At 59.6% G+C, this 24,555-nt stretch carries 14 protein-coding genes, 1 tRNA gene and 1 pseudogene; 8 read left to right on the forward strand and 8 right to left on the reverse strand.

All coding sequences use genetic code 11. The features are described from left to right. Positions 1 to 480 precede the first annotated feature (480 nt). Positions 481 to 1,832 (forward strand): IS3 family transposase gene (locus ACUXVA_RS30870; protein ID WP_445487836.1). Its coding sequence is split into 2 segments (ribosomal slippage): positions 481 to 817 and positions 817 to 1,832, totalling 1,353 coding nucleotides; the frame shifts between segments, so codons are not numbered across the junction. 51 nt (positions 1,833 to 1,883) lie between these two features. On the opposite strand, the gene ACUXVA_RS30875 is transcribed toward ACUXVA_RS30870, so the two are convergent. From ACUXVA_RS30875 to ACUXVA_RS30885, 3 genes are read right to left on the reverse strand one after another with little or no spacing between them, the layout of a single operon-like run. Beyond that, positions 1,884 to 2,906 carry a hypothetical protein gene (locus tag ACUXVA_RS30875; protein ID WP_445490057.1) on the reverse strand — a complete coding sequence of 341 codons (1,023 nt, stop codon included), beginning with the start codon at positions 2,904 to 2,906 and terminating at the stop codon, positions 1,884 to 1,886. A gap of 18 nt (positions 2,907 to 2,924) precedes the next feature. Then, positions 2,925 to 4,388 (reverse strand): hypothetical protein, encoded by a 1,464-nt coding sequence (locus ACUXVA_RS30880; RefSeq protein ID WP_445490059.1) that lies wholly within the window; start codon positions 4,386 to 4,388, stop codon positions 2,925 to 2,927. Beyond that, the gene (locus ACUXVA_RS30885) at positions 4,376 to 8,755 is read right to left on the reverse strand and encodes a hypothetical protein (protein ID WP_445490061.1); all 4,380 of its coding nucleotides are present in this window, start codon (positions 8,753 to 8,755) and stop codon (positions 4,376 to 4,378) included. The genes ACUXVA_RS30880 and ACUXVA_RS30885 overlap by 13 nt, the downstream gene beginning before the upstream one ends. A gap of 447 nt (positions 8,756 to 9,202) precedes the next feature. Here ACUXVA_RS30885 and ACUXVA_RS30890 point away from each other — a divergent pair, with 447 nt between their 5' ends. Beyond that, entirely contained in the window at positions 9,203 to 10,156 is a 954-nt protein-coding gene (locus ACUXVA_RS30890; protein WP_445490063.1) for a hypothetical protein, read from the forward strand. Between the two features lie 24 nt (positions 10,157 to 10,180). On the opposite strand, the gene ACUXVA_RS30895 is transcribed toward ACUXVA_RS30890, so the two are convergent. The 3 genes from ACUXVA_RS30895 to ACUXVA_RS30905 form a co-directional block, all read right to left on the reverse strand. Continuing rightward, positions 10,181 to 11,203: a hypothetical protein gene (locus ACUXVA_RS30895; RefSeq protein ID WP_445490065.1), complete on the reverse strand. Its 1,023-nt coding sequence runs from the start codon at positions 11,201 to 11,203 to the stop codon at positions 10,181 to 10,183. A gap of 594 nt (positions 11,204 to 11,797) precedes the next feature. Beyond that, positions 11,798 to 13,765 (reverse strand): DUF6538 domain-containing protein, encoded by a 1,968-nt coding sequence (locus ACUXVA_RS30900; protein WP_445490067.1) that lies wholly within the window; start codon positions 13,763 to 13,765, stop codon positions 11,798 to 11,800. Positions 13,766 to 13,865: 100 nt separating this feature from the next. Next, positions 13,866 to 13,940: transfer RNA gene (locus ACUXVA_RS30905), tRNA-Gln, on the reverse strand. Positions 13,941 to 14,440: 500 nt separating this feature from the next. Here ACUXVA_RS30905 and ACUXVA_RS30910 point away from each other — a divergent pair. The 3 genes from ACUXVA_RS30910 (at position 14,441) to ACUXVA_RS30920 (ending at position 19,086) form a co-directional block, all read left to right on the forward strand. Next, the gene (locus ACUXVA_RS30910) at positions 14,441 to 16,222 is read left to right on the forward strand and encodes an acyl-CoA dehydrogenase (protein WP_445490069.1); all 1,782 of its coding nucleotides are present in this window, start codon (positions 14,441 to 14,443) and stop codon (positions 16,220 to 16,222) included. Between the two features lie 184 nt (positions 16,223 to 16,406). After that, on the forward strand, positions 16,407 to 17,168 hold the full coding sequence (locus ACUXVA_RS30915; RefSeq protein WP_265082164.1) for a crotonase/enoyl-CoA hydratase family protein: 762 nt from the start codon (positions 16,407 to 16,409) through the stop codon (positions 17,166 to 17,168). Between the two features lie 292 nt (positions 17,169 to 17,460). Beyond that, a complete protein-coding gene (locus tag ACUXVA_RS30920; protein WP_445493375.1) occupies positions 17,461 to 19,086 on the forward strand; it encodes a bifunctional metallophosphatase/5'-nucleotidase in 1,626 nt (541 codons plus the stop codon). A 39-nt stretch (positions 19,087 to 19,125) separates the two neighbouring features. Here ACUXVA_RS30920 and ACUXVA_RS30925 read toward each other — a convergent pair whose 3' ends face one another. Continuing rightward, positions 19,126 to 19,707 carry an EAL domain-containing protein gene (locus ACUXVA_RS30925; RefSeq protein ID WP_445490071.1) on the reverse strand — a complete coding sequence of 194 codons (582 nt, stop codon included), beginning with the start codon at positions 19,705 to 19,707 and terminating at the stop codon, positions 19,126 to 19,128. A 20-nt stretch (positions 19,708 to 19,727) separates the two neighbouring features. Next, positions 19,728 to 21,092 (reverse strand): annotated as a pseudogene (locus ACUXVA_RS30930) (diguanylate cyclase); the annotation flags it as partial. 484 nt (positions 21,093 to 21,576) lie between these two features. Here ACUXVA_RS30930 and ACUXVA_RS30935 point away from each other — a divergent pair. The 3 genes from ACUXVA_RS30935 (at position 21,577) to ACUXVA_RS30945 (ending at position 24,316) form a co-directional block, all read left to right on the forward strand. After that, positions 21,577 to 22,506: a histone deacetylase family protein gene (locus ACUXVA_RS30935; protein WP_445490073.1), complete on the forward strand. Its 930-nt coding sequence runs from the start codon at positions 21,577 to 21,579 to the stop codon at positions 22,504 to 22,506. Between the two features lie 73 nt (positions 22,507 to 22,579). Continuing rightward, positions 22,580 to 22,831 (forward strand): exodeoxyribonuclease VII small subunit, encoded by a 252-nt coding sequence (locus ACUXVA_RS30940; protein ID WP_265082161.1) that lies wholly within the window; start codon positions 22,580 to 22,582, stop codon positions 22,829 to 22,831. Between the two features lie 189 nt (positions 22,832 to 23,020). Beyond that, the gene (locus ACUXVA_RS30945) at positions 23,021 to 24,316 is read left to right on the forward strand and encodes a hypothetical protein (protein WP_445490075.1); all 1,296 of its coding nucleotides are present in this window, start codon (positions 23,021 to 23,023) and stop codon (positions 24,314 to 24,316) included. Positions 24,317 to 24,555: the final 239 nt, after the last annotated feature.

Raw genomic sequence — 24,555 nt, forward strand, 5'->3', positions numbered from 1 at the left:
GACTCCCGCACTTAGCTGATCGATTACGCGAGAACCGCGGATATCGAAGCTCTTCTTCCCGGGGATCACGCCGCTCCGAGCGCTATCCGGGCCAATGCATATTCGCGCCGGGGCGAAAAGTTCCGTCGGTTCTGTAATTTTTAAAGAAAAGCTTTTTTCGGAAACACTTGATCTGCAACCATCACTGGTTTTCGACCCAAAATGGTTCCCCCGGGATGTCCGAATCGGGTCAACACTCGTCCTGAAGACCCCAACACGCGACTTCCGGTCCTCCCTGTGCCAACGGACATCAACGGACCGGTCCGGTTGGTCCGTATGGTGCCAATAGCGGAAGTGGACCGGCACGCGGTCACAGTCGATATCGGCAAAAACTAATGCCGGATGAAATCTCGGATTTGTTCACCGTCAGCACCCTTGAGACAAATTGAGGGACTTCACGAAGGGAGGATTTCTGGTTCATCGTAGCCGTAAGGAGCGAAGATGAAACAGAAATCCGGACCGGGCAAAGCGCCCGCAGAACAAGTGCTGAAGGACATCCGGCGCCAGACGCGTCGGCATTATTCGGCCGAGGAGAAAATCCGCATCGTCCTGGAGGGGCTGCGTGGTGAGGAGAACATCTCGGAGCTTTGCCGCCGGGAAGGCATCGCCGCCTCGATGTATTACGGCTGGTCCAAGGAGTTCCTGGAGGCCGGCAAGCGTCGATTGGCCGGTGACACTGCGCGAGCTGCAACACCTGGCGAGGTGAAGGATCTTCGTCGCGAGGCTACAGCTCTGAAAGAAGTTGTTGCCGATCTCACCCTGGAGAACCGTCTGCTCAAAAAAAATATGAGCGAGGATGGGGAGGACGAGGCATGAGGTATCCCGCATCCGAGAAGGCCGAAATTATCGAGCTGGTGGAGCAATCGCATCTGCCCGCCAAGCGCACGCTGGACAAGCTCGGCATCCCGCGCGCCACGTTCTATCGCTGGTATGACCGTTACCGTGAGGGCGGGCTGGAGGCGTTGGCGGACCATCGCTCCCGACCGGATCGCGTCTGGAATCGCATCCCGGACGACGTCCGCGGGCAGATCATCGATCTGGCGTTGCAGGCTCCCGAACTGTCACCGAGGGAGCTGGCAGTGCGCTTCACCGACGAGAAAAAGTACTTCGTCTCCGAGGCGTCGGTCTATCGGCTGTTGAAGGCGCATGACCTGATCACCAGCCCGGCCTATGTGGTGATCAAGGCGGCGAACGAGTTCAAAGAAAAGACCACCGCGATCAACCAGCTCTGGCAGACCGACTTCACCTACCTCAAGATCACCGGCTGGGGCTGGTATTATCTGTCGACGGTGTTGGACGACTTCTCGCGCTACATCGTGGCGTGGCGGCTCGGCCCCACTATGTGCGCTTCCGACGTCACGGCTACGTTGGACCAGGCGCTGGCGGCATCGGGCCTTGACAGCGCCACGGTCGTGCACCGGCCGAGACTGCTCAGCGACAACGGCGCGTCTTATGTTGCAGGCGATCTCGCCGACTGGCTCGAAGACAAGGGCATGCGTCATGTGCGGGGAGCACCTTATCATCCGCAGACCCAGGGCAAGATCGAGCGCTGGCACCAGACCTTGAAGAACCGCATTCTGCTGGAAAACTACTATTTACCTGGAGATCTTGACCGACAGATTGGAGCCTTTGTCGAGCACTACAATCACGTCCGCTATCATGAGAGCATCGAAAACGTCACACCTGCCGACGTTTACTTCGGCAGAGCACAGACGATCCTCGCAGAACGCAGACGCATCAAACTCGCCACCATCGCAAACCGTCGCTTGCAGCATCGACTGCAGGCCGCTTAAACTCTAACCCTGATGAGCCAGAGCCTCTCTTCTCGAAGCGCCTGATCAGTCTCAAAGTGCCTGACGACGAACAATGTAGAGTCCCCGATCAGCGGTCGTCATCGCACCCGCAAGTAGGCCATCATCCCCCTGCCTGAATTCGATGGGAGCGCCTAATGCCATTCCCAATAAGGGCGTCTCGGCAAACAGTTGCGCGTGCTCATATGCCAACGTTGCAGCGAAAACGGACGTGAGGCCTTTGCGGCTCATTTCTTCCACTAGAAAACGGCGTATAGCGACACTTACCGCCGTAGGTAACAGAAGAACGCACTCTCCGTTTCTGTACGCAACGGGGAACCTCTCCAGGAACGAGTTTCCGACACGCTCGTTGGCGAGCTCTGCGCGCCTGCTTGGGTCAAATCCGAATTCGGCAAGCATGTCCATCGAAATGCCAAGAGCGGCGAGGTCATTATCGCTAAACCTCACAATCCGCCGCAGGCTACCCAACGAACCGATAATCTTGCTTGAAAGCGACTCCTGCGGAATCTCATTTCCTAGTTGATAGCGCTCCAGCTTAGCGCGGGCACAGACGGCTTCGGAAAGCTGCAACAAGGCGTAGACAGTGTCGCGCAAATGGTTGAACTGTGGTCGCGCGGGTGTCCGCTCAAGCGCATTAAGCACGCGTTGGAGGTCAAATCCTGCCGACTCCCACGTACCTTCTAAGATGCGAAAATTCCCACGCGGCGAGCGTATCAAGGAAACGAATACATCTTCTGCAGGATCTTCCTGGCGGCCCAACCTTTCTGTTCCGATTTCATGGAACAATCGCGCGACGACTTTATCGACCGGCTTGCGGCGACCCAGCCCAACTGCCAGCGAAATATGCACCAGGGCTTCTAAACGAATGCAGTTCGATTGAAGTTCTGGGACTGTTAAAAGCCCGGCGAAGGTCGCAGCAAGCCGAAGGGGATCAAAATCAGCCATACACGCAAGAGCCTCACGATGCTCTTCAATGACCGTCGCAACGGGCACAGCACCGACGCTCGCCGCAATGGCGCGCATTAGCTCCCCCAGGTCTTGCTCGTCATCGTTCAAAGGCGACACCCATGATGGTTAGTCAAAGAAGAACTCTCGCCGCATCGATAGTTCATACTCACCGTAATCCGTCTTGCGGCTCCAGAGGCGCAATTGAGCAACCCACCCAAGGCGCAAGCCATGACGCTCAGAAGCTTGCTCCAAAGCGGATTTATCCATCTCTGTCAGCACTCCGCAGCGTGTGTTGCCGCCGTCTTGAGCGTAGAGAGGCGTCCACTGGTCGTGCCAAATGGATAGCTTCGCCACAATCGAACCATCCGCGTACACCGAAATTCCAGCTTCGTCGCAAGCGACGTCAGGAGGCGTGGGGAAGAGATAGGAAGCAGGCAGCGCGTACCCTGCGACAAGATAGTCAGATAACCAGTAGCCATACGGCATAGGGAACATATCCAGACAAGTAGGCAAGCAACGTCCTACCTTTCCGTAGACGGCGTAGCGTTCAGTATCCTCCTCGTCTAACTTTCCCTCCACCGTAATTGAATCCGGCAACGGCCATCCCGCCCCGGGGGAAAAGTACGGTTCCTTCATATCAGGCGGCACAAAGTCATCAGCAGCGAGGACCGCAGAAACGGTCAGGTCGCCAAATTCATATAGGCTCGCATTGATCGGGGTTAACAAGCTCACGAACCGCATTTCTGAACCATTAGCGTTCGCCGCGATGAGCTTCCGCGCGCTTGCCTCGAGCGAAGCTCCTTCGGCACAACACTCTTCTGGGATATCCGCCAACCATGCAGGGCGATCGAGCGGCATGATGCGAAACAAGCTGCGATTGATCGGCAGACAATCCATGGCGTAGAAACCGGTCTGTTGCGCCGTCATGGCTCCTTCGGCGACTGCACAGGCCAGCATCCGAAGATAGGCCGACCGCATCACGTCGCTCTGAGCCAGCTCGAACTGTCCGACGATTCCACTTCGCGCAAGGTTTCCGACGAAATGGTGCGGAAAGTCCGAATGGGGAATTCCGCCTCGATCCATTAATTTTTGCCACTCAAAGGCCCATTGGCGCGAGAATGGAAACCAATGTCGGCTCTCAAGTCGCTTAATCTGGTTGCTGAAGAGAAAGGGAACATTCTGGGTCTTATGGTCTTCGAAGTACTTCGATGGCACAAAATCGTCCGGGGCCAAGCCGGAATGTGCGGTACGCCATTTGTCCTGCCGATGCCCAATCCCATAAATGTGTTGCAGCAGCATATCTACGATGATCGAAGGCTGATGGATCGCCTCACAAACATCCTTGAACGGAGGCAAGTCTTTGTCAGGAGTACATAGGAGCACCGCAAGACCTGTCGCAATTTCGCTCTCAAACCTTCGTATCGAGAGCCAGTGCAGAAATCCTTTGGTGGCTGCCTTTCCATGCACGGAGGAAGAAAGCAGCTTCGCATACTCACGCGCCGTGACCATGCGCACCATCCGGACAGGCCAATTGAGCCGCTCCAGCAGAATCCGAAGAGTAGAATCCAAGGAAGATGCTACCGAAGCCATGGAATCTCCGGCAAAGGTTGGTCCGCAGTTTCCTCAACTAGGATCGCGACGAGAGTGGCCGTGTAGCGCTCCGCAAGTTCGGTCTGGCCGACCAGGATCAGGAAGCGGACGAGATACCTGAGTCCTATGCTAAAGCCGTAGTCGCGTTTTTCCCAGTACGCCTCGGGCTTCGAAGTGTCTCGAATAAATTCCTTCCAACGATCCTTATAATACTTCGCGGCCCATTCCAGCCGTTTAATGACTTCCTCACTTGAACTCCAATAGCTCTGCCAGCCGCGCCGTACCGCATGCGCCTTAACTAGCCATTTGTAGGCATCTCTTTTTCCTTGGACGGCCAAGCTCACGAGAAACGCGCTATCTAGAATTCTCTCCGTTGAGTAGGTCCTTTCTTCGTCCCGAAAAAACGCTTCAACAGCTCTTAGAGCTTCCCGGCCTTTCTTCTTCTCATGCCAATAAGCGATCCATTGCCTGAGTGCTTCGTCGCGGTGATCATAGCCGAGATTGTCATTTCCAACGCGGGCAACAAGCTGTGCAAATTGTGCGGGCTTGAACTTTCGAACGTCCGGTGGCTTACCTCTGCGTCCGATATCGTCCGAACTACTTCGATCGAATTCCCGACTGGGAGCGATGCCACCAAGAAAACGCTCCTGCTCGGCAAAGGCGAAGCCTGCTCCTGAAACTCCAGCAGCCTTCATGTCAGAGAGAATTAGAACATCTCGGCGTTCCAGGAACGTACGCGCCAACGCCTTCTCAACATCGTTGTCGAAACTTAGCCGCTTGCAGTGGGCTTCGAGCACTTCTTCGGCCAAGTAAAGCCGCTCCGCCTGAATATGGTGGGCGTAGCAATCCGGAAGCTTGTCCGGACACAGCTCCGCGATCAATTTAATAAGCTCGGAGCGAGATCCTCGAACCTCGTCACCATCTGTCATATCCATTATTTGATCGACGACAGGCGCGACTTTCTTCAGCAAGCCGAGCGATTTGGGCGACTTTGCTTTTTGAAGCAGTTCGATTGAGCCAAGCACGTCGTAAATGTAAACGTCCTTATGGAAGGCATAGCCGATAAGGCAATCTGCCGCGCGTTTCACGTACCCCGTGGCGTCGGGCAACCCATAGAGGAGTGCGAACAGGGCGAGTTCCGTCCAGCGTTCAGCCCTCTCGTTGAAGGTCGTTACGGATCGGCTTTCCTTTTCACGCAGGGCATCTAAAAGAATTTGCGCACCAGGTTTTTCCACCAAGATGAAGCGATTTTCCAAATTGTCGTTGAGCCATGCTTCGTCCAACCAGTGTCGCGTATCCCTCGCCGCCGCGAACTGAGCAGCCGGGATGAGTTCGCCGGGAGGGGCTGTGATGAGATGCAGATCAAGGGCGATTTGCCGAAGTGCGCCTTTGAAAGACCAGTATTGCGCGTATTCGGCCTCGGTCGTTCGTCGACCGACCACCTGAGCGACGTTGTTCGATCGCTCAAATACAATCGAAAAACTGGGTTCCGCGCTCCCATTCCCAATGCTGAGAGCGAGATCACGAAGGACGTCCACAGCGGACTTCATCCATCCCATTCTTGTTTCGTCTACGCCGGGAAACACAAGCGAGAAGTTCCCAACGGCGCTCCGGCATGTCGCAAGCACAGAAAAGAACAGCCCGTGAAAAAATCTCTGCAAGCCGGGATTAGGACCCGGAGTGTATTCGTACCTTTCCAGCTCAAGAAAGCCAGGGTCGAACTCGAAATTCAGGATGGGGCAAGGCTCCCCTTGCAGAACGAGATAGCACCCCACAAGAGGCGACGCCCTTGCAGGCCGCACGTCCATACGCGTTTTGAGATCGGCCCCAGCGATGGAGCACGCGCGGAGCAACGCATCGCCAGCCAATACTCGCCAAGCCTTGTACTTCTCGCCCTTCAGTAGTCCGACGAGGTCTACGAGGGCGTCGAGTTGCAATCCGCGAGTCAGGCAATCGAGCAATGCATGAAACATTGAATCATTGGAGGAGCCCCCCTCAACGAAGGTCAGTATCTTCTTGACGCTGATATCTGGCATCCGAGTCAACGCTTCGAAGGCGTTCCGAACCAATGTTTGAAACTCTTCACGGCGTCGATTGCGAAGTACGAGCCAAAGGTTCACGCGTCGCCGCAATTCGGCTTCGCACTCCGCGCTGATTTCATTCGAAAGGTCGTCCGGAAGCGAGCGCAGCAGCGTAATGATTTGCGCGTCCGGGAGTGAGCCGATCTCATCGGCCATATTGAGAACCTGCTGGCGATTTTCCGAGGAGCGCAGCATCGCCTCTAGCAGTTCCGGGTACCGGTGCATCTGGAATTGCGGCCCGTTCTGAAGACGAACTTTCAGGCTCCGGGCTTCGATGCAGCGGCAATAGTCGCCTTTGGAGAAGGCCGCAGTTTCTGCTTCTCGAAGAATGGCGATGAGTTGACTATCGGGCCAGCCAAGGGCGAGAGAATTAATCACCCATTCGCGGGTCGTCTTCGTGAGGAGATCATTGTCCTTACCGACCCTAGCCTTCGCGATCCACAACCATCCCCAACGCCAAAATGGCGGCGCGTCGCGTTCAAGCCACCTGATCACCTTCGGCAGAAGCGCACGGTAGGTACTCTCGTGGTCACTCTGCTCACGCGCGTAAGCGACGATACTGCCGTGAAATGGCATGACCCCCGTTCGGCGATGCTCCAGCAAATGATCTACCTGGTCGAGGTTTCCGCCGCAGCGCCTAAGGCCGTCCGCGGGCCAACGAAACTCCGAGCCGGCGACGAGATGTAATACTTGCTTGCCCTGAGGGCTCAGCCGCCGCCAAAGGCTCCTATAGTAGGTCCGAATATCCCCGTCAGGGCAGCGAGGGAGGGTCTTTACTTCGTCAGAAGTGACGATCGTTCCTCTCCGCACAAGGGTCTCAAAGGAATAGATCAGGTGAAGCGGATGCCCACGAGATATTTTGAAGAAGGCACGGCTAATTTCATCGAGGGTCTCGTTCCGTTGTTCTTTTCTGCGCGCGAAATCATGAAGCCTTAACCGCTTTGCCTTGTCTTGACCTCTAATCCAGTCATCAACCGCTCGCTCGTCCATCGGCGGGATTTCGATCCAGGCCGAGGGACCGGCCCTTGCCAACAGTTTCGCGGGCAACTGTAAATCGGCGACGCGCTGCGTCCCAAAGATCAACACGACATTCTTGGGACAGGGGAGTAGATAGCTGAACAGATGATCCATCTGGTCGATGTTCATGCGTTCCCGCCAGACGTGATCAAGGCCGTCGACCACGACGTAAAACTTTTTATTCTGAGCCGCGAAATATTCCCCGCACGCTTCTAGCCACTTGCGCAGAGTGTTCGGCGCTTCCTCCAAGTTCCGGTCCTCCACGGCTTCGGGATACCGGACCGCCATCTGCTCCATCATCGACCCCGCAATATCCGCGAACGAGATGCGGTCCGTCGTCGTGTCGTCGAGCGAGAGGAAATAGTGGTGGCGAATGCACGGCAGCTTCTTCTTGCTTAGTTCGTTGACCAGGAAGCTGAGATAAGTGCTTTTTCCGCGACCCGGCGTCCCCCAAAGAACGGAGAGAGCGGATCGTCCGGACGTAACGCGTCTGAGAAAGCTATCATGGAAATCTAGGCTGGGAACCGCGTAGACATCCGGCACTAGAAAGTTCTGCGGTATTGGCCTTGGCCGCTTCTTGGAAATGGCCTGAACGAGATGGTCATGACGGATTTTGCCATCCGGTTCTGGCTGCCTTTTCTCCGTTGCCCATCTCCGAACTTGTTGACGGAGAAATAGCCAACCGTCCGTGGTCGTGTCGGTCGGCACAACGGACCCCTTGAGCCGTTGCTCCAGCCCTTGGACATCAGCGAGCTCAGAATGATTGAATTGGAAAATCTTGAAGAAGCCACGCGCCTGCGCAGCGCCACCAAGTTCCTTTTCGATTTCTGCACGTCGAGAAGGCGAGAGATTCGCGAGCTTGACTAGATGCCCCTTAAGCGATCGGTCGAATTCGGCATCGGGCACGCGGTTTGTCCTAAGCTGCGCTTGTCCCAAGACACCCGACTTCCCGTGCTTTTGGATTGAAGTGGCCCACTTTTTCAGTCGGGATGTGCCATTCTTCTTTCGCTCAAGCAGCCAATCCCAACTGAGCGGATATTGGTCTGGATCAACCGTGAACTTAACTTGCGTATATTCAAACTTTCCATCCGTTCGGAGTGCGACAACGTCGTCCAGATAACCAGCGGACCGATCCTCTGATTCCAGTTCGACCCATTCGTAGCGCCCCGGATCACGATAAAAGGCGATCAAGACCTCAATGCCTATGAGATCTTGATACTCAAAAGCTGCCCGAGTAATCGCGGCTGGTTTAAGGGGCGTTTTCGGCAAGAAGCCTCTATAAATTTGGAAGAATCAAAGGAGCTTTCCATCTATTGTAGCAAATATGCAAGTCTTTGCTGCGCGCTCGGGGTGCTAACATGGTCTCCGTCTGGCACGGGCAGTGATGGCGATGCCGGAACGGGCAGCCCTTCATGCGAGTGCCCCTGGCGGCGGAATGCAGCCTCGCGAATGTCGGAATTCTCGTCCATGGTCATCATGCGGGTTAGCCGCTGGATCTCATCCGGTTTCAGCTTTGGGCTACCGAGCGCGTGCAAAGCCGCGTAGGGGGACCTGGCCCGCGCGCGTCAGTCATGCTCTGTTGCGTCTCATAGCCACTCCCGTGCAAAGGTTGACAGCAGAATAGTGATCCGCGTCGAGATCGTTGACAGGTTTTCTGTCGTCGTCGAAACTGCGTGGTCAGTCATCATATGGCTCTCAGACCAAGGGTAAGCAAAAATGAATTCGCCAACAGATCCTGAAAGCTCATGGCGTCCAGGTATGCCGGGTTATTTCGACAATGTCTGGCGCTCGTACCGGAAAGCTATCGACGCAAACCAGTATTCAGTCGCAATTGATCGCGGCCTCGAACTGTTAGAGAGCTACCGCGCGGCAGATCCTGACACGTACTCCACGGAGCACAAGGGAAGCCCCATGTATGCTTTGGGATATGCCGCGTATGCCTCCCATGACTATCCGTCTGCCAGTTTGTTTTTTGACGCCGCCGTAGCTGAGGATATTCGCGAGTTCGGAGTTGGAGCAGACAAGCCAGCCCTATTGTTCATGCGACTGGAGGATAAAGATCAGCAGGTTTTAGCTTCGAAGATTATTCTCGACATCATCCAGGTGGTGCAGCACCTCATCGGAAATTATTGCGCTCGGCCTGGCCATGTCCCCATAACTCTCGACGAAGTACGGACTCACTTTCTCAAGCCGTTAATTGCATCACCCGATGCCCACAAGCGCTCCCTCATCACCGCTTTCATTTCCTTCATAGCAGAATGGAAGTATCGAGCCCGACAGATCGGCTTAGTAGAGAACGGCTCTCGCGAGCCATTTTTCTTGCATATGTTTCGCGGATGCCTGCTTTTCGAGAGCCTACTAAAGGAAAACGGCAGGCGAACAACATCTGGCCTGCCCGTTCTCAGTAGGATGCTGCGGCTCTACGAAAACGAGCTTGGAATCGTTGCTGCATCGATAGACCAATCCTCTACTGACATTGACAGAAAGATTAGAGCAGCCACCTCAAACATGGCCATGCAGCAAACAATCGAGATCACGAACCAACTCCGCAACACTTTTGGCCATAACATCGTATGGGAAGTACCAGCGTTGAACGCCGGTAGCTACAACATCCTCGTTGAGAATATCGCATCAGCCTGCCTTCATACGGTCTCGACCCTCTATCGGTGACGCAATCTCACTCTGTGAAAGCCTTCAGCCGTGCGGAATCCTCCATTTCTCTCGCATCAACTTGGACAGGTCGGCAGCCTCATTAACCGTGAGATTTGACATCTCATCTACTAAATTCCGCAAATGCGCTCCCGATTTTCGTATCGGTGAGAAGAAAACCGCACGATCCTCATCTTTGCTCAAGTTGTAGCTGGCGGTGTGGTGATCCTTGGGTTCTACCTGGCCAGAGAAGAGCTTGTAAGGCAACGCATCCGCGTCGAAGCCGATTTCAGCTATTACTGCCGAGAAGTCTTTGTCGTAGCAGTCCTGCAGAACTTTCATGTTTGTTGACGGGAAGCTGTCTTTGAACTTCTCATTGAACGGTGGCCTGAAGTAGCGAATAAATGCCGCCTCAAAGAGGCTCACTCTTTCCTTCTCGTCGGTGCCAAAGAGTTTGTCTAGCCCCGCCTTAATCCGCTGCCCGCCCGTGGACTTTTCTTCTGCCTTCGGATTGAAAACGGTAATCACTCGCGTCCCAGGCACCACCTGGAGCAAAATCAATTCGAGACGATATCCCTCCGGAACGCCTTGTACCGCGATCTTTTGCAACGTCTCGTGCTTTTTAAGTCGATCCAAGGCGTTCCGTGAGCCATCCGCGCCATATGCTTGGCCGATATATTGAACGTCAAACCGCAGGCAATCATAGGTTAGCGCCATCTTTCGGAATATTTCGTCCGAAGGCAAACCCCTTCGCGCTCCCTGTTCGTCGAGGAGATACCAAAACTCGTCCTCGACCTTCAGCTTCATGCCATCGGGAAGAGGCCAGCTGACGTCATAAATTTTGCCAAGCACTTTCATTGAGACGAAGAGCATCTGTTCTGACTGCCTTACGCTTACGAAATCCATCTTGGGTACTGTACCGATAAGATAGATGTGGCAGCGTTCAATCACTGACATGAAGGGCTTAAGTGCCTCTTCGTCGTAGATAGAGCGAGCCGGAAAGAGCGAAAAACTGTCGGCGTACAAGCTCAGCGCATGCTCGACATCAAATTTCTTGTCTTCCAACATTCACCTGACTCCTGATGATGGAGGTCAACATACCGTAAAGAAACAGCGGGCGGAAGCTGACTGGGGCCTTTGCAGAAGCTCTTAGACCGGAGTTCTTTGAGGAAGTCCGCCAATCGAACAAGGCGCCCACACTCGTGCAGGAGCCACCCCGGCGATTGATGTCAGAGCTGACTTGGAAGCCCGATGTTCCGGCGCCGATCGAGGACGTGGTGTATCTGTTCCAGCGGGGGCGTTTCTCAGGTCCGCAACAATCTCTTCCACGAAGAGAAGTACATCGGTTCGCCGAAAGCGCAGAGCCGCGACGAAGCAATAGTATCGGAAGCCCTCTGGGTCCTTCGCCTCACCTCCGAGAAGGCACCCAAGCTGAACTGTGATCGTGCCCTACCGCCAGAGGCGCCACAAATCCGATGAGGTTCTATTACGGAGCTTAGAAGGCTCAACAGTATTGCTTTTAGGCCTCGTGATTCGGGCCTGTGCGCGCCCAGCGGTGGCTTTTCAGCACGATTTTTTTAGCAAAAGCACAAACCACATGCGAGAAAGTCAAGTAACAAGTCACTTAAAGCTCGATGAGAGGACTTAAAATCCTTCGGGCAGTCAACGATGAGAAAAAATAGCAGCACCGCCGCTTTTCTTCGAACGCGATGGTTGAGAGAAAGGCGCTGTCTTCCGTTCGGCCACCCACGAAATTAGACGAATTTTCTGAGGCTCTAAATTTGCCGTGATCACCGGCAATTTTAGCACAAATTGCATGAGGGTCGTGATCTCATGGGGTTCGCAATAGCGCTCGCTCGTCTCAGATTCCCCACCATGACCGAGCAAATCTGCGCGTTCTTCCTCAGTGACCAATTTCTTCTTCGGCTGCGCACCGAATAGATGTCGAACTGCATGTGCGCCCAAACCTTCCTCGGTGACGCCAGCAGTCATCAATATAGGCTTGAACTCTTTGTAAAATCGATCGCCGAGGGGCGAGCGACTGGATGGCGAAAACAGATCCGGGAAGAGTAGATCGTAGCCGAGCGATTTGATGGCATCGACATATTGGAGAAAGTTGAGCCGAAGGACTTCAGTATGCAAGGGAATGTTGCGCTGGGACTGGTCGTTTTTAATCCGTCTGCGCGCATTCTTGGCGATGTGAAGATACGGAATATTACCGTTGTCGACGATGACTTCGTCGACCATCAAGCCGCAAAGCTCTTCGCGTCGGCAGCCCGTGTAGTAGATTAAGATGGGGACAAAATAGAGAGCGCAGTGGAATATGACCGAGACATTCTCGATCCCGGGCTCGGTCAGCCGATCCCATCCAGCGCGGTTATTGAAGGGCGGCGTCGCAAAAACTGCTTTCAGTTTGTCGATTTCGAGCTTCGGACGGGCGTTTCGCGCCCGCTTACTTTTTCCTTTTACGCGTAATTTTGACAGATCGATTTTGTCGAGCGCGTTCGCGCCACGAACGGAAGCGTAACCAAAGATCTGGCCCAAAAATCCAAGATGGCGATTCAGAGTATCGCGCTCGATACCTCGCTTGTTCTGACCTTTTTCTGCGGCAACTTCTCTGAGCTCTGCGATGGTGCGGTGCTTGTCCCGCGAGGAGCGACCATAATGCGTGTAGACATCGTGACGCAGGAAATCGACAAACCGGGCCATATTTTCTTGGCGAACCAGATTGAGATCGTCGATCCTCTGGTCTTGCAGAAGAAATTTGACCAGCAAATCGGCTATGCTCCTCACCTGTCGCTGGGTTTTTTCATCCCACAAATCATCTTTAGCCTTACCTGCAACGATGCCCTCGACGAACTTCAAGAGCTCTTTCACATGTAGCGATTGCGGTAGCGTCTCTTCGGCGGCAGGCTCGTTCTGGATAGGTCTCGCCTCGAATGAGGCTACAATCGGCGATGTCACCAGCCGATTAACGAAGCTCTGGTCCTCCGGTCGCTCTCCGCCATAGCGACGTTCGACCGCAGCGAGCGCTAGCTTCATGCCCCTGAAATAGACCGACTGAGTCTGCGACAAGTTCATGGCGTTCGGCTGTGCATCGACCTGATCCAGCAGGCGCCGAAGAATATGCGTCTTTGTCGGCACCAATTCGTTGACGCGAAGCATTGCCAGATGGTCGACCACGGCTTCGACATCGCCTGCACTCATGCCGTCGGCGAGCATGATCGCGCGATCGGCGGGGCGGACGACTGCGAACGAACCTTGGGCATCGAGGAGCCGATAGACCCATAGCACGCGTTTGTCGTCTGCTATGGCCCTGTCAGGGTCGAACCCTTCAAAGCTTTTGGCAGTCGCGGCAATCCGCTCGAGCTTGCCGAGATGTGTGGTCACGACAGACCGCAACATCCCGTCGAGCTGGGCCTGCGTCAGGTCAAATTTGGCCTCTTCTGCGAGCATTGCGGCGTCTTCGAATATCGCATCCAGCTTGTTGGCGAGCCTGCGAGCGACAGAAAGTTTTGTCGTTCTCAGGCTCATAAAAACATGCGGACGACCGAGAACGTTGGCAAGGGCGATGGGCGTTCGCCGCCTCCAATAGTAGGTAGCCCCACGGCGAAAGATGTGGACAGCCATTGCAGGCGACACCCTGTGCAGCAGTGATGTGTCGCAGCGCTGTGCATCAGCGCCCCAGCTAGGCCGGTTTTGTGAGCAATTTCAGGCTTGGCAGGCGAGCTGGCTGGGGCGGGAGGGATCGAACCTCCGAATGGGGGAATCAAAATCCCCTGCCTTACCACTTGGCTACGCCCCAATGCCGGCCGCGGCCGGACCGGTCCGGCGCGGTGACCCGCGGCTCCGTGGGTCTATAGGGAGACTCCCCGCATTTCAACCGCCCGCAGGGCGATCCCATGGGGATGGCGGGGCGCGCGGGTGTCGCGGACGCAAGGCGGCCGGGCGAAGCGACGCTTCGCGTGGACGGGCCACTGCGCGGGAGGCGGCGTCGGGATGTTCGGCTTGTCTGCCGGGGGAAGCTGGGCCGGATCTGCGGCGCACCACGCCGCAACAGGCGGCGCGCTGCACCGCGTCCGGGGCACGAGGGAGCGGCGTCGGGGGCCGCGCAGGGGACCGACTCCGGGGAACGGTCCACCGGGCACTGCGGCCGGGGAACGATCGGATGGCGCTGAATCCGGGCGTCCGGGGAACGGGCCGCCGGGTACCGGAGGCTCCAATTCCCGCCCGGCGCTGTTGAGGGCGCCGGCGTTTCGTGGGAAACCCCGGTCAAAGCCCCAAGAATCCCGCGGAGAGACGTTCATGACCTATCGTGCGCCCATCGACGACATGCTGCTGGCCCTCAACTTTGGTGCCGGGCTGCAGGCGGCGCTCGACGCCGGGCATTATGGCGAGTTCGACGCCGACCTCACCAAGACCGTGCTGGACGAGGCCGGCCGCTTCGCCAGCGACGTGCTGGCGCCGCTCAACCGGGTCGGCGACAAGGCGGGCATCAGGCTGGACGCCGGCAAGGTGACCACCGCGCCGGGTTGGCCCGACGCCTACCGGCGCTGGACCGAGGCCGGCTGGAACGCGGTGTCCGGGCCGGAAGCGTTCGGCGGCCAGGGCCTGCCGCTGGCGGTCAACGCCGCCTGCACCGAGATCTGGAGCGCCTCGAACATCGCCTTCGGGCTGTGCCCGCTCTTGACCCTGTCGGCCATCGAGGCGCTCGACGCCCATGGCAGCGACGAGCTGAAGACCATCTATCTGGAGAAGCTGGTGACCGGGGCCTGGACCGGCACCATGCAGCTGACCGAGCCGCAGGCCGGCTCCGATGTCGGCGCGCTCCGCTCGCGCGCCGAGCGCGCCGCGGACGGCAGCTACCGGGTGTTCGGCACCAAGATCTTCATCACCTATGGCGACCACGACATGACCGACAACATCGTGCATTTCGTGCTCGCGCGATTGCCCGATGCGCCCGCCGGCACCAAGGGCATCTCGCTGTTCCTGATCCCGAAATTCCTGGTCAACGGCGACGGCTCGCTGGGCGAACGCAACGACATCTATCCCAGCGGCGTCGAGCACAAGCTCGGCATGCACGCCTCGCCGACCTGCACCATGACCATGGGCGACCACGGCGGCGCGGTGGGCTACCTGATCGGCGAAGAGAATCGCGGCATGCTATGCATGTTCACCATGATGAACCAGGCGCGGCTCGGCGTCGGCCTCGAAGGCGTGGGCATCGCCGACCGCGCCTATCAGCAGGCGCTGGCCTTCGCGCAGGAGCGCAAGCAGGGCCGCGCCGCCGGCAGCAAAAGCGCCGGCATGGACGCCATCATCGTGCATCCCGACGTCAAGCGCATGCTGATGCAGATGCGGGCGCTGACCGCGGCCTCGCGCACCATCTGCTACGCCACTGCGGTGGCGCTGGACATCGCCGCCCGCGCCACCGACCCCAAGGTCCGCGCCCACGCCGCGGCGCGCGGCGCGCTGCTGACGCCGATCGCCAAGGCGTTTTCCACGGATATCGGCAACGAGGTGACGTCGCTGGGCGTGCAGATCCACGGCGGCATGGGTTTTATCGAGGAAACCGGCGCCGCGCAGCATTATCGCGACGCCCGCATCACCGCGATCTACGAGGGCACCAACGGCATCCAGTCCATCGATCTGGTGACGCGCAAGCTTGCGGCCCATGGCGGCGCCGCGGTGTGGACGCTGCTGGAGGAACTCAGCGGGGTGGTGTCGCGGGTCGAGGCCTCCAACGATCCGGCCTTCGGCACCACCGGGACAAAATTGCGCGACGCGCTGGGCGCGCTGGAGCGCACCAGCAGGTGGCTGCTGGCGCAGCCGGCGTCAGCCCCGAACGATGCGCTGGCCGGGGCCACGCCCTATCTGCGGCTGTTCGGCTCCACGCTCGGCGGCTGCATGCTGGCCAACGAGGCGCTGGCAGCGCGCGACGGCGGCAGCGCCGGCGATCCCGCCCGCTACGTCACCCTGGCGCGGTTCTTCGCCGAGAACATCGCGGTGCAGGCCGGCGCGCTGGAGCGCACCGTGATCGACAGCGCGGATTCGGTGACCTCGGCGGACGCGGTGCTGCTGGCATGATGCGATCGTAGCCCGCATGAAGCGGACGCCGGCGCTCGCAGAGCGACGACGGGCGCGAAATCCGGGGCCGTCGTTCCGTTGAAACTCCGCCCCGGATTTTGTCGGCCCGCAAGCGGCGCGCCGACGTCATCCGGGCTACAATCGAGCCCGACGCGACCCGCTGCAACTGGCACAAGGACACGACATGACCGGCCACCTGATTGTCACCGACGAAGACTCGACGCGCGTCATCACGCTGCGCCGCCCGGAGAAGAAGAACGCCATCACCCAGGACATGTATCGCCTGATGTCCGAGGCGATCGACACCGCGCAGAACAATCCGAAGATCCGCTGCATGATCATCACCGGCGGCTCCGGCGTGTTCACCGCCGGCAACGACCTGCAGGACTTCCTGAAGGACGGCACCGAGGCCGCGGCCACGCCGCGCGCCTCCAATGCCATCAAGTTCCTGTATTCGCTGGCGCAGAACACCAAGCCGATCATCGCCGCGGTGGACGGCATCGCCATCGGCATCGGCACCACGCTGCTGTTCCACTGCGACTATGTGCTGGCCTCGACCACCGCGACCTTCTCGACGCCGTTCATCCATCTCGGCCTGGTGCCGGAAGGCGCCTCCAGCCTGCTGTTTCCGCGCACCATGGGGCACCAGCGCGCCTTTTCCATGCTGGTGATGGGCCGCACCGTCAGCGCCGCCGATGCGCGCGAGGCCGGCTTCGTCAACGAGGTGGTGGCGCCCGGCCATACCGAGGTCGAGGCGCGCAAGGTGGCACGCGAGATCTGCGCGCTGCCGGCGGAGGCGGTGGCGATCTCGCGCAAGCTGATCAAGCTGCCGCCCGAGGACCTGACCCGCCGCATCGACCAGGAAAGCCATCTGTTCGGCGAACGGATGAAATCCAAGGAAGCCGTCGCCGCATTCAAGGCATTCTTCTCGCGCAAGAAGGGCTGACGCTCCGACCTCTCCCCGCACTTGCGGGGAGAGGTCGGAGCCTGAGCGCAGCGAGGGCTCCGGGTGAGGGGCGAGGCACGGGGCTTGTGGCCATCGTTCCTGCGTCGATTGCGAAGAAACTGACGACACCAACAGCATGAGGCCTGCAGTGCGATCCGAAATATCTTCCCTGCAGCTGGCCGCGTGCCCCGCCCCTCACCCGACCAGCTCCGCTGCGCTGCGCCGGTCGACCTCTCCCCGTAAAGGACGGGGAGAGGTGAAGATCGCGCGCCTCGCGGTTGCCGCGTTCGCCATGTCGCTGGCGACCTGCGCCCCCGCTTTCGCCCAGTCCCCGACCGTCGATGTCCGCATCCTCGCCATCAACGACTTTCACGGCAATCTGCGGCCGCCGCCGGGCGGCATTGCCATCGACGCCCCCGCGGACAAAACCAAGAAGATCATGGTGGCGGCGGGCGGCGCCGAGCATATGGCGACGCTGGTCAGGCAGCTGCGCGCCGGCCGCGCCAACAGCATCTTCGTCGCCGCCGGCGACCTGATCGGCGCCAGCCCGTTTTTGTCGGCGATGTTCCATGACGAGCCGACCATCGAATCCCTGTCGATGATGGGGCTTGATGTCGCGTCCGTGGGCAACCACGAATTCGACGAGGGCCTGCGCGAGTTGCAACGCATGCAGAACGGCGGCTGCCATCCTGTCGACGGCTGCCGGGGGCCGCATCCGTTCATGGGTGCGACCTTCAATTATCTCGCGGCCTCCACCGTCGAGACCGCGACCGGCCGGCCGGTGTTTCCACCCTATGCCATCAAGCAGTTCGACGGCATTCCGGTGGCCTTCATTGGACTGACATTGAAGGGCACCGCGAACATCGTGTCGCCGGCCGGCATCGCCGGGCTGGAATTCCGCGACGAGGCCGACACCGTCAACGCGCTGGTGCCCGAGTTGAAGGCCAAGGGCGTCGAGGCCATCGTGGTGCTGATCCATGAAGGCGGCTTTCCCACCGGCGACTACAACGAATGTCCGGGGATCAGCGGCCCGATCGTCGATATCGTCAGGAAGTTCGACAAAGCGGTCGACGTGGTGGTGAGCGGCCACACCCACCGCGCCTATACCTGCCAGATCGACGGGCGCCTCGTCACCTCCGGCGACAAATACGGCACCATCGTCACCGCCATCGACCTCAAGCTCGAGCGCGCCAGCCGCGACATCGTCAGCGCCACGGCCGGCAATGTCATCGTCCGGACCAGGGACTACGCGGCCGATCCCGCGCAGACCGCGCTGCTCGCGGCCTATGACAAGGTCGCCGGTCCCATCGCCGCGCGGCCGGCCGGCGCCGTCACCGCGACGTTGACGCGCGTGCCCAACGCGGCCGGCGAAAGCCCGCTCGGCGACATCATCGCCGACGCGCAACTGGCCGCCACCGCCGCGGAGAAAGACGGCGGCGCGGTGCTGGCGATCACCAATCCCGGCGGCATCCGCAACGACATCGCCATGAGCGCCGACGGCGCGATCAGCTACGGCGACGTGTTTGCCGCGCAACCGTTCCGCAACCTGATGGTGACGCGGTCGCTGACCGGCGCGCAGATCAAGACGGCGCTGGAGCAGCAATGGCTGGATCCCAAGCGGCCGCGCATCCTGCAGGTCTCGAAAGGATTCAGCTACGCCTGGGACGGCAGCAAACCGTTCGGCAGCCGGGTCGCGGCGGAGAGCATGATGCTCAACGGCCAGCGCATCGAAGCGGACAAGACCTATCGCGTCACCTTCAACGACTACCTCGCCGCCGGCGGCGACGGCTTCACCGCGCTGAAGGACGGCGCCGCGCAACAGACAGGGGTCTACGATGTCGATGCGCTGTATGCCTACTTCAAGGCCAACAGCCCGGTGTCGCCGGCCGCGGCGGATCGCATCAAACGGCTGGACTGAGCGACGCAGCAGGCCTGCCGCGCCGTCGATCCGACGACGCTATGCCACGTCGCACTTGCTGGTTTCGCCGAGGTCGACGAAGTTGCTGAAGCTGTCGAACGGCTCCGGCCGGCCGATCGCGTAACCCTGTGCGTAGTCCGCGCCGATCTTTTGCAGGGCACGGCGGACGTCGTCGCTCTCGACGAATTCGGCCACCGTCCGTTTCCCCATCACCTTGCCGATGCGCACGATCATCTCGACCATCGCACGATCGATGGGGTCGACCAGCATGTCCTTGACGAAGCTGCCGTCGATCTTGAGGTAGTTGACCGGCAACTGCTTGAGGTAGGAAAACGACGACATGCCGCTGCCGAAATCGTCGAGCGAGAAGCGGCAGCCGACCTGCTGCAGCGTGTCGATAAACCGCCTGGCGTCGGGCAGGTTGGCGATGGCGTTGGTTTCGGTGATCTCAAAGCAGATGAGCGTGGCGGGAATTCCATGCAGGCGCAGCTCCGTGCGGATGTATTCCAGAAAGCCGTCGTCGCGGAACGAGGCACCCGACAGATTGATGGCGCAGGTCGCGATCGGCAGGGCATCGCCATGCGCTGCGCCAGAATCGCAAAGGCATTGCGGATCACCCATCGGTCGATCAGCGTCATCAGGCCGTAGCGTTCGGCAGCAGGAATGAAGCTGCCGGGCGCGATCAGCTGTCCCACTTCGCCGCGCAGGCGCAGCAGCAGCTCGACGTGAAGCCCTTCCCTGCTGCCTGCGGCGAGCGGGACAATATTCTGGGCATACAGGCAGAAACTGTTGCTCTCCAGCGCCTCGCGAATCCGCTGCACCCAGCCCATCTCGCCAACGCGCTGCATCAGTTCGGTATCGCTTGGCGAATAGATCTCCAGGCGGTTGCGTCCGTTCTCCTTGGCCATGTAGCAGGCGACATCGGCGGCCTTGAGCGTCTCTCCGACCGTTGCGCCGGGCTCCGAGATGCACACTAGGCCGATACTGACGGTGACGTTGAACCCACGCCCGCTCCAGACGAAACGCAGCTGCTGGACCGCTTCACGAAGACGCTCGGCGGCAGCGACGGCGAATTCCGATTCGCAATCCTCCAGCAGGATCGCGAACTCATCGCCGCCGAGGCGCGCCAGCAGGTCATCGGCGCGCAGCTCATCCTGCAGCAGGCAGGACAACTGACGCAGCAGTTCGTCGCCGGCGGCATGGCCGCACGTGTCGTTGACGACTTTGAACTGGTCGAGATCGAGGAACATCACGGCCTGCCGACGGTCGCCGACGCCGACCTGCGTCAGCGCCTGCGCCAGCCGGCGCTCGAACTCGCGACGGTTCGCCAGGCTGGTTAGGGCATCGTGGGTGGCCTGGAACGCCAGCCGTCCGCGTTCCGCCTGCAGCTCGTCCGAGAGTTTTTGCCGCTGCACGAGCGCATGGCGGGTCCACCACACGCCGAGCACGATCAGCAGGGCGGCGGTGAAGATGTTGACAACAGCCAGAAGGCGCTTGATGAACCGCGACCCCTGCCCGAGGCTTTCGGAAAACGCCATCGCCAGCGGCGTGAGGCGATCGTTGAGCTCGAAGATCTGGCTCTTGAAGACTTCGACGCGACCGGCCGGAATGTCTCCGCTGACGATCTCCAGATGAATTTCAGCGCCGATATTGACCAGTTCCTGAAGGACAGGGTCGGTATCCCGCCATCTGTCGACAGCCTTGGCGAGATGGCTGACATCGCTGAAATAGCGAAACAACCAAATCAGGCCACCGATATCTTCCGGGTGGTTGCCGCCCTGCCGGAAGCCTTCATAGGCGGCGTCCAGATCCGGCGGCCTCTGTTCCAGCGCCCGGCGTGCCATCCGGTCGCCCAGCGGCACGGCAATTGTCGCCAGATACTGCCGGTAGTATTTTTCATCGCCGGTTTCCGAGTAGAGGCTCAGCGCGTACACCGCTCCCTTCTGGCCCTTTGACCAGAGGCTTTCGCCGGCGACGTAGGCCCTGACTGACGACAACGTTTCCATGCTCACGGCAGCGAGCACCGCCTGTAGCAGGACGATAGCCACGAAGGGCCAGACCGAACGCAGCAGATGGAACGTGGCACTCCGACTTTTCACTGATCGCTTTCACTGACCGCAACATCGCCAAACGGCGCCTCCGGTCCTGCACAGTCGCGTGCTCGCATCAAGGCTGCAAACAGATGCGCGGAACTTCACCATAGCGATATCAATTGCCGCTTTACGCCCTCTGAATCAATCGAGACCCAGCACGGCAAAACGAAGCGACGTCAATTTGAAGTAAAAGGCGAGAGCAAAATTACGTGCATCGCACCATCCGCGCCCTTGTCTGCCACACCATGACTGCTGTTCCGTCACACGCGCGGCAACGCGGTACATGGCTACGCGACGCCATTGCGACGGCCGCGACACGGCCCTTTCCGAACAGACCGTGAGCCACTAGATTACCGTTCAATCGCCACTGCGCATTCGTCCTGCCAGGATCATCCGAATGACCACGCTTTTGTTGTCGAATCCGGCATCGCTCAACCACCTCACCCCGCCCGGCCATCCCGAACGCCCGGACCGGATGCGTGCGGTTGCCCTGACGATGGCCGAGGATCGCTTCAGCGCATTGACGCGCGGCGAAGCGCCGGAGGGCGATCTCGACACGGTCGCGCTGTGCCACGACAACCACTACATCGACGAGTTGCGTCACATCGCGCCGACCACCGGCATGGCCTATATCGACGGCGATACCGCGATGTCGCCGGGCACCTGGGAAGCGGTGATGCGCGGCGTCGGCGGCGCGGTCGCGGCCACCGACGCGGTGATGAAGGGCGAGACCGCCAACGCCTTTGTCGCCACAAGGCCGCCCGGCCACCACGCCGAAATCAACAAGTCCATGGGCTTCTGCTTCTTCGACAATGCGGCGATCGCAGCGCGCTACGCGCAGCGCAAATATGGCATCGCCCGCGCGGCGGTGGTGGATTTCGACGTCCACCACGGCAACGGCACGCAGGATATCTTCTGGGCCGATTCCACGGTGATGTATTGCTCGACGCACCAGATGCCGCTGTTTCCCGGCACCGGCGCCTCAGGCGAACGCGGCGAGCACGACACCGTGGTCAATGCGCCACTCGCCTCCGAAGACGGCGGCCTCAAGTTTCGCGCCGCGTTCGATAACCTGATCCTGCCGCAGTTGCGCAAATTCGCTCCGGAACTGATCATCATCTCCGCCGGCTTCGACGCGCACCGCCGCGATCCGCTGGCGACCCTCAATCTCGATGCCACCGATTTCGGCTGGGTGACCCGCAAGCTGATGGATGTCGCCGACGCCACGGCCGGCGGCCGCATTGTCTCGGTGCTCGAGGGTGGCTATGATCTGCAGGGCCTCAAGGAATCGGTGGGTGAGCACGTCATCGCGCTGATGGGCGCCTGACTTCCCCGCCACAATACGCCCTCAAACCTGTCTTTGACTTCGCGCGAACACGAACGCGCTTCCGGGAATGCGAATGGCCGAGAACACCCATGCGGACGTCAAGAAGCTGAGCTTCGAGCGGGCCATCGAAGAGCTGGAAACGATCGTCAAACGGCTCGAGGACGGCAAGGTGCCGCTCGAGGAATCGGTGGCGATCTACGAGCGCGGCGAGGCCCTGAAGCGGCGCTGCGACGAACTGCTGCGGCAGGCCGAGGCCCGGGTCGACAAGATCACCACCGACGCCAATGGCCAGGCGACCGGCACCGAACCGCTCGATGTCCAGTAGGGCCGCCTGCGTCGGCGCCGCGGCATAAACGCATCACCCTGAGAAATAAGCCGATTTCGGCACTGCGGGACGACGGCTGCAGCACAATTGGGGATATGGCGCGCGGCGCGGGCTGTTATAGTCGGTGTCACTCCGGCGACCCTCGCTGGCGGCGGCGCGTCAAGCGAACTTCGGACCTGGGACAACAGCGTGCGCGTACAGCACCGCCACATCATCTACGTGCAGGGCTACGATCCGCGCGGCCTGGCACAATATTACCGCATGTTTCGCACGGAACTGCGCAAATTCGGCCGACTCTATGACCTCGCCACCACCGTCAGCCGGCCCAAGGGGCCGCCGGAAGGCGAGACCGCGTCCTGGAGCATCGAAACCACCGGCGCCGGCTGGCACACCCGCACCGATTACGATTTCCTGCGCTGGGAAGACCTGATCCAGCGCGACCTCGCCTGGCCGGTCTGGCGCACGCTGGCCTATGCGATCGCCATCTACTGGCGGCTGGTGTTCTCCGGCACCATGGGCCGGTTCTGGTCGGCGCACTGGCGCTTCGCCACTTTCATCAGTTACCCGCACGTCCTGCTGCTGAACGAGGCGATCTGGTCGGCCGGGATCGCATGGGCATTCGGATGGGGTCTGCAGGCGCTCGGCATACACGGCTTCCTGGCCGCCGCGGGCGCCGCTGGCGTATTCGTCGCCGTGCTCGGAACGCTGCTCAAGACCACGGAAAATTACACCTATCTGCTCTATCTGATGTCGGACACCATCTTCACTTGGCAGTTCTCGCACGGCAACCGCCCGGACTGGGATGCGCGGATCGACCGTTTCGCGCAGCACCTCGTCAAGGTCGCCAGCAGCAGCGACGCCGAAGAAATCGTGCTTGTGGGCCACAGCTCCGGTTCGTTCTTGGGGGCGGCGATCCTGGCCCGCGCGCTGCGGCTCGATCCCGAGCTTGGCCGCCACGGCCCGCGGATCGTGCTGCTGACGCTGGGCGGCAACATGCCGATCGTCGGCTTCCACAAGGCGGCGACGGGGTTTCGCGAACGGCTGCGCCAGCTCGCCGTCGAGCCGTCGATCGACTGGATCGATTGCCAGTCGCGCAAGGACGTCATGAATTTCTTCCCCTTCGACCCGATTGCCGGCCAGGGCATCGACGCCGGCCCGAACCGGCGCAATCCGGTCATCGTCCCGGTTCGGTTTCGTGAAGTCATCAGGCCGGAACATTACAACCGCTTCCGCTGGAAGTTCTTCCGGGTGCATTTCCAGTTCGTCATGGCCAATGAGCGACCCCATGCCTACGATTTTTTCATGATCGTCTGCGGCCCGGTTCCCTTGAGAGAACGGATGGACAACCCAACGGCGGCCCTGAAACTGGTCACTGGAGATGGCGAAACGCGCAGTCAGGCCTGGAATCGGCTGAATTTGGGCTCGGAAAGCCCCGGTATCTCCGGTTCCGCGACGCCGGAACCGTCCATCCGCAGGATCGGCTAATCCGGCAGTCCCTGCAACCTTGACCGTGCCGAACGGTTGGGCACGACGGTTGGCTTTGGCAGCCACTTTGGTGTAAAGCGAGAGGGACTATGCGCTGAAGGTCTGGCGAAGCCGCCGGCCGTTAACGTTGATAAGCGCTTCAACCATCAAACGAAAACGTTCGAAAGACGAAGCTGCTAAGAGTGATAGTTATCACATTGATCCCCCGGAGCACATTGTAATGCTTCGAGATCATGTTC

This window comes from Rhodopseudomonas sp. RCAM05734 (assembly GCF_052658035.1).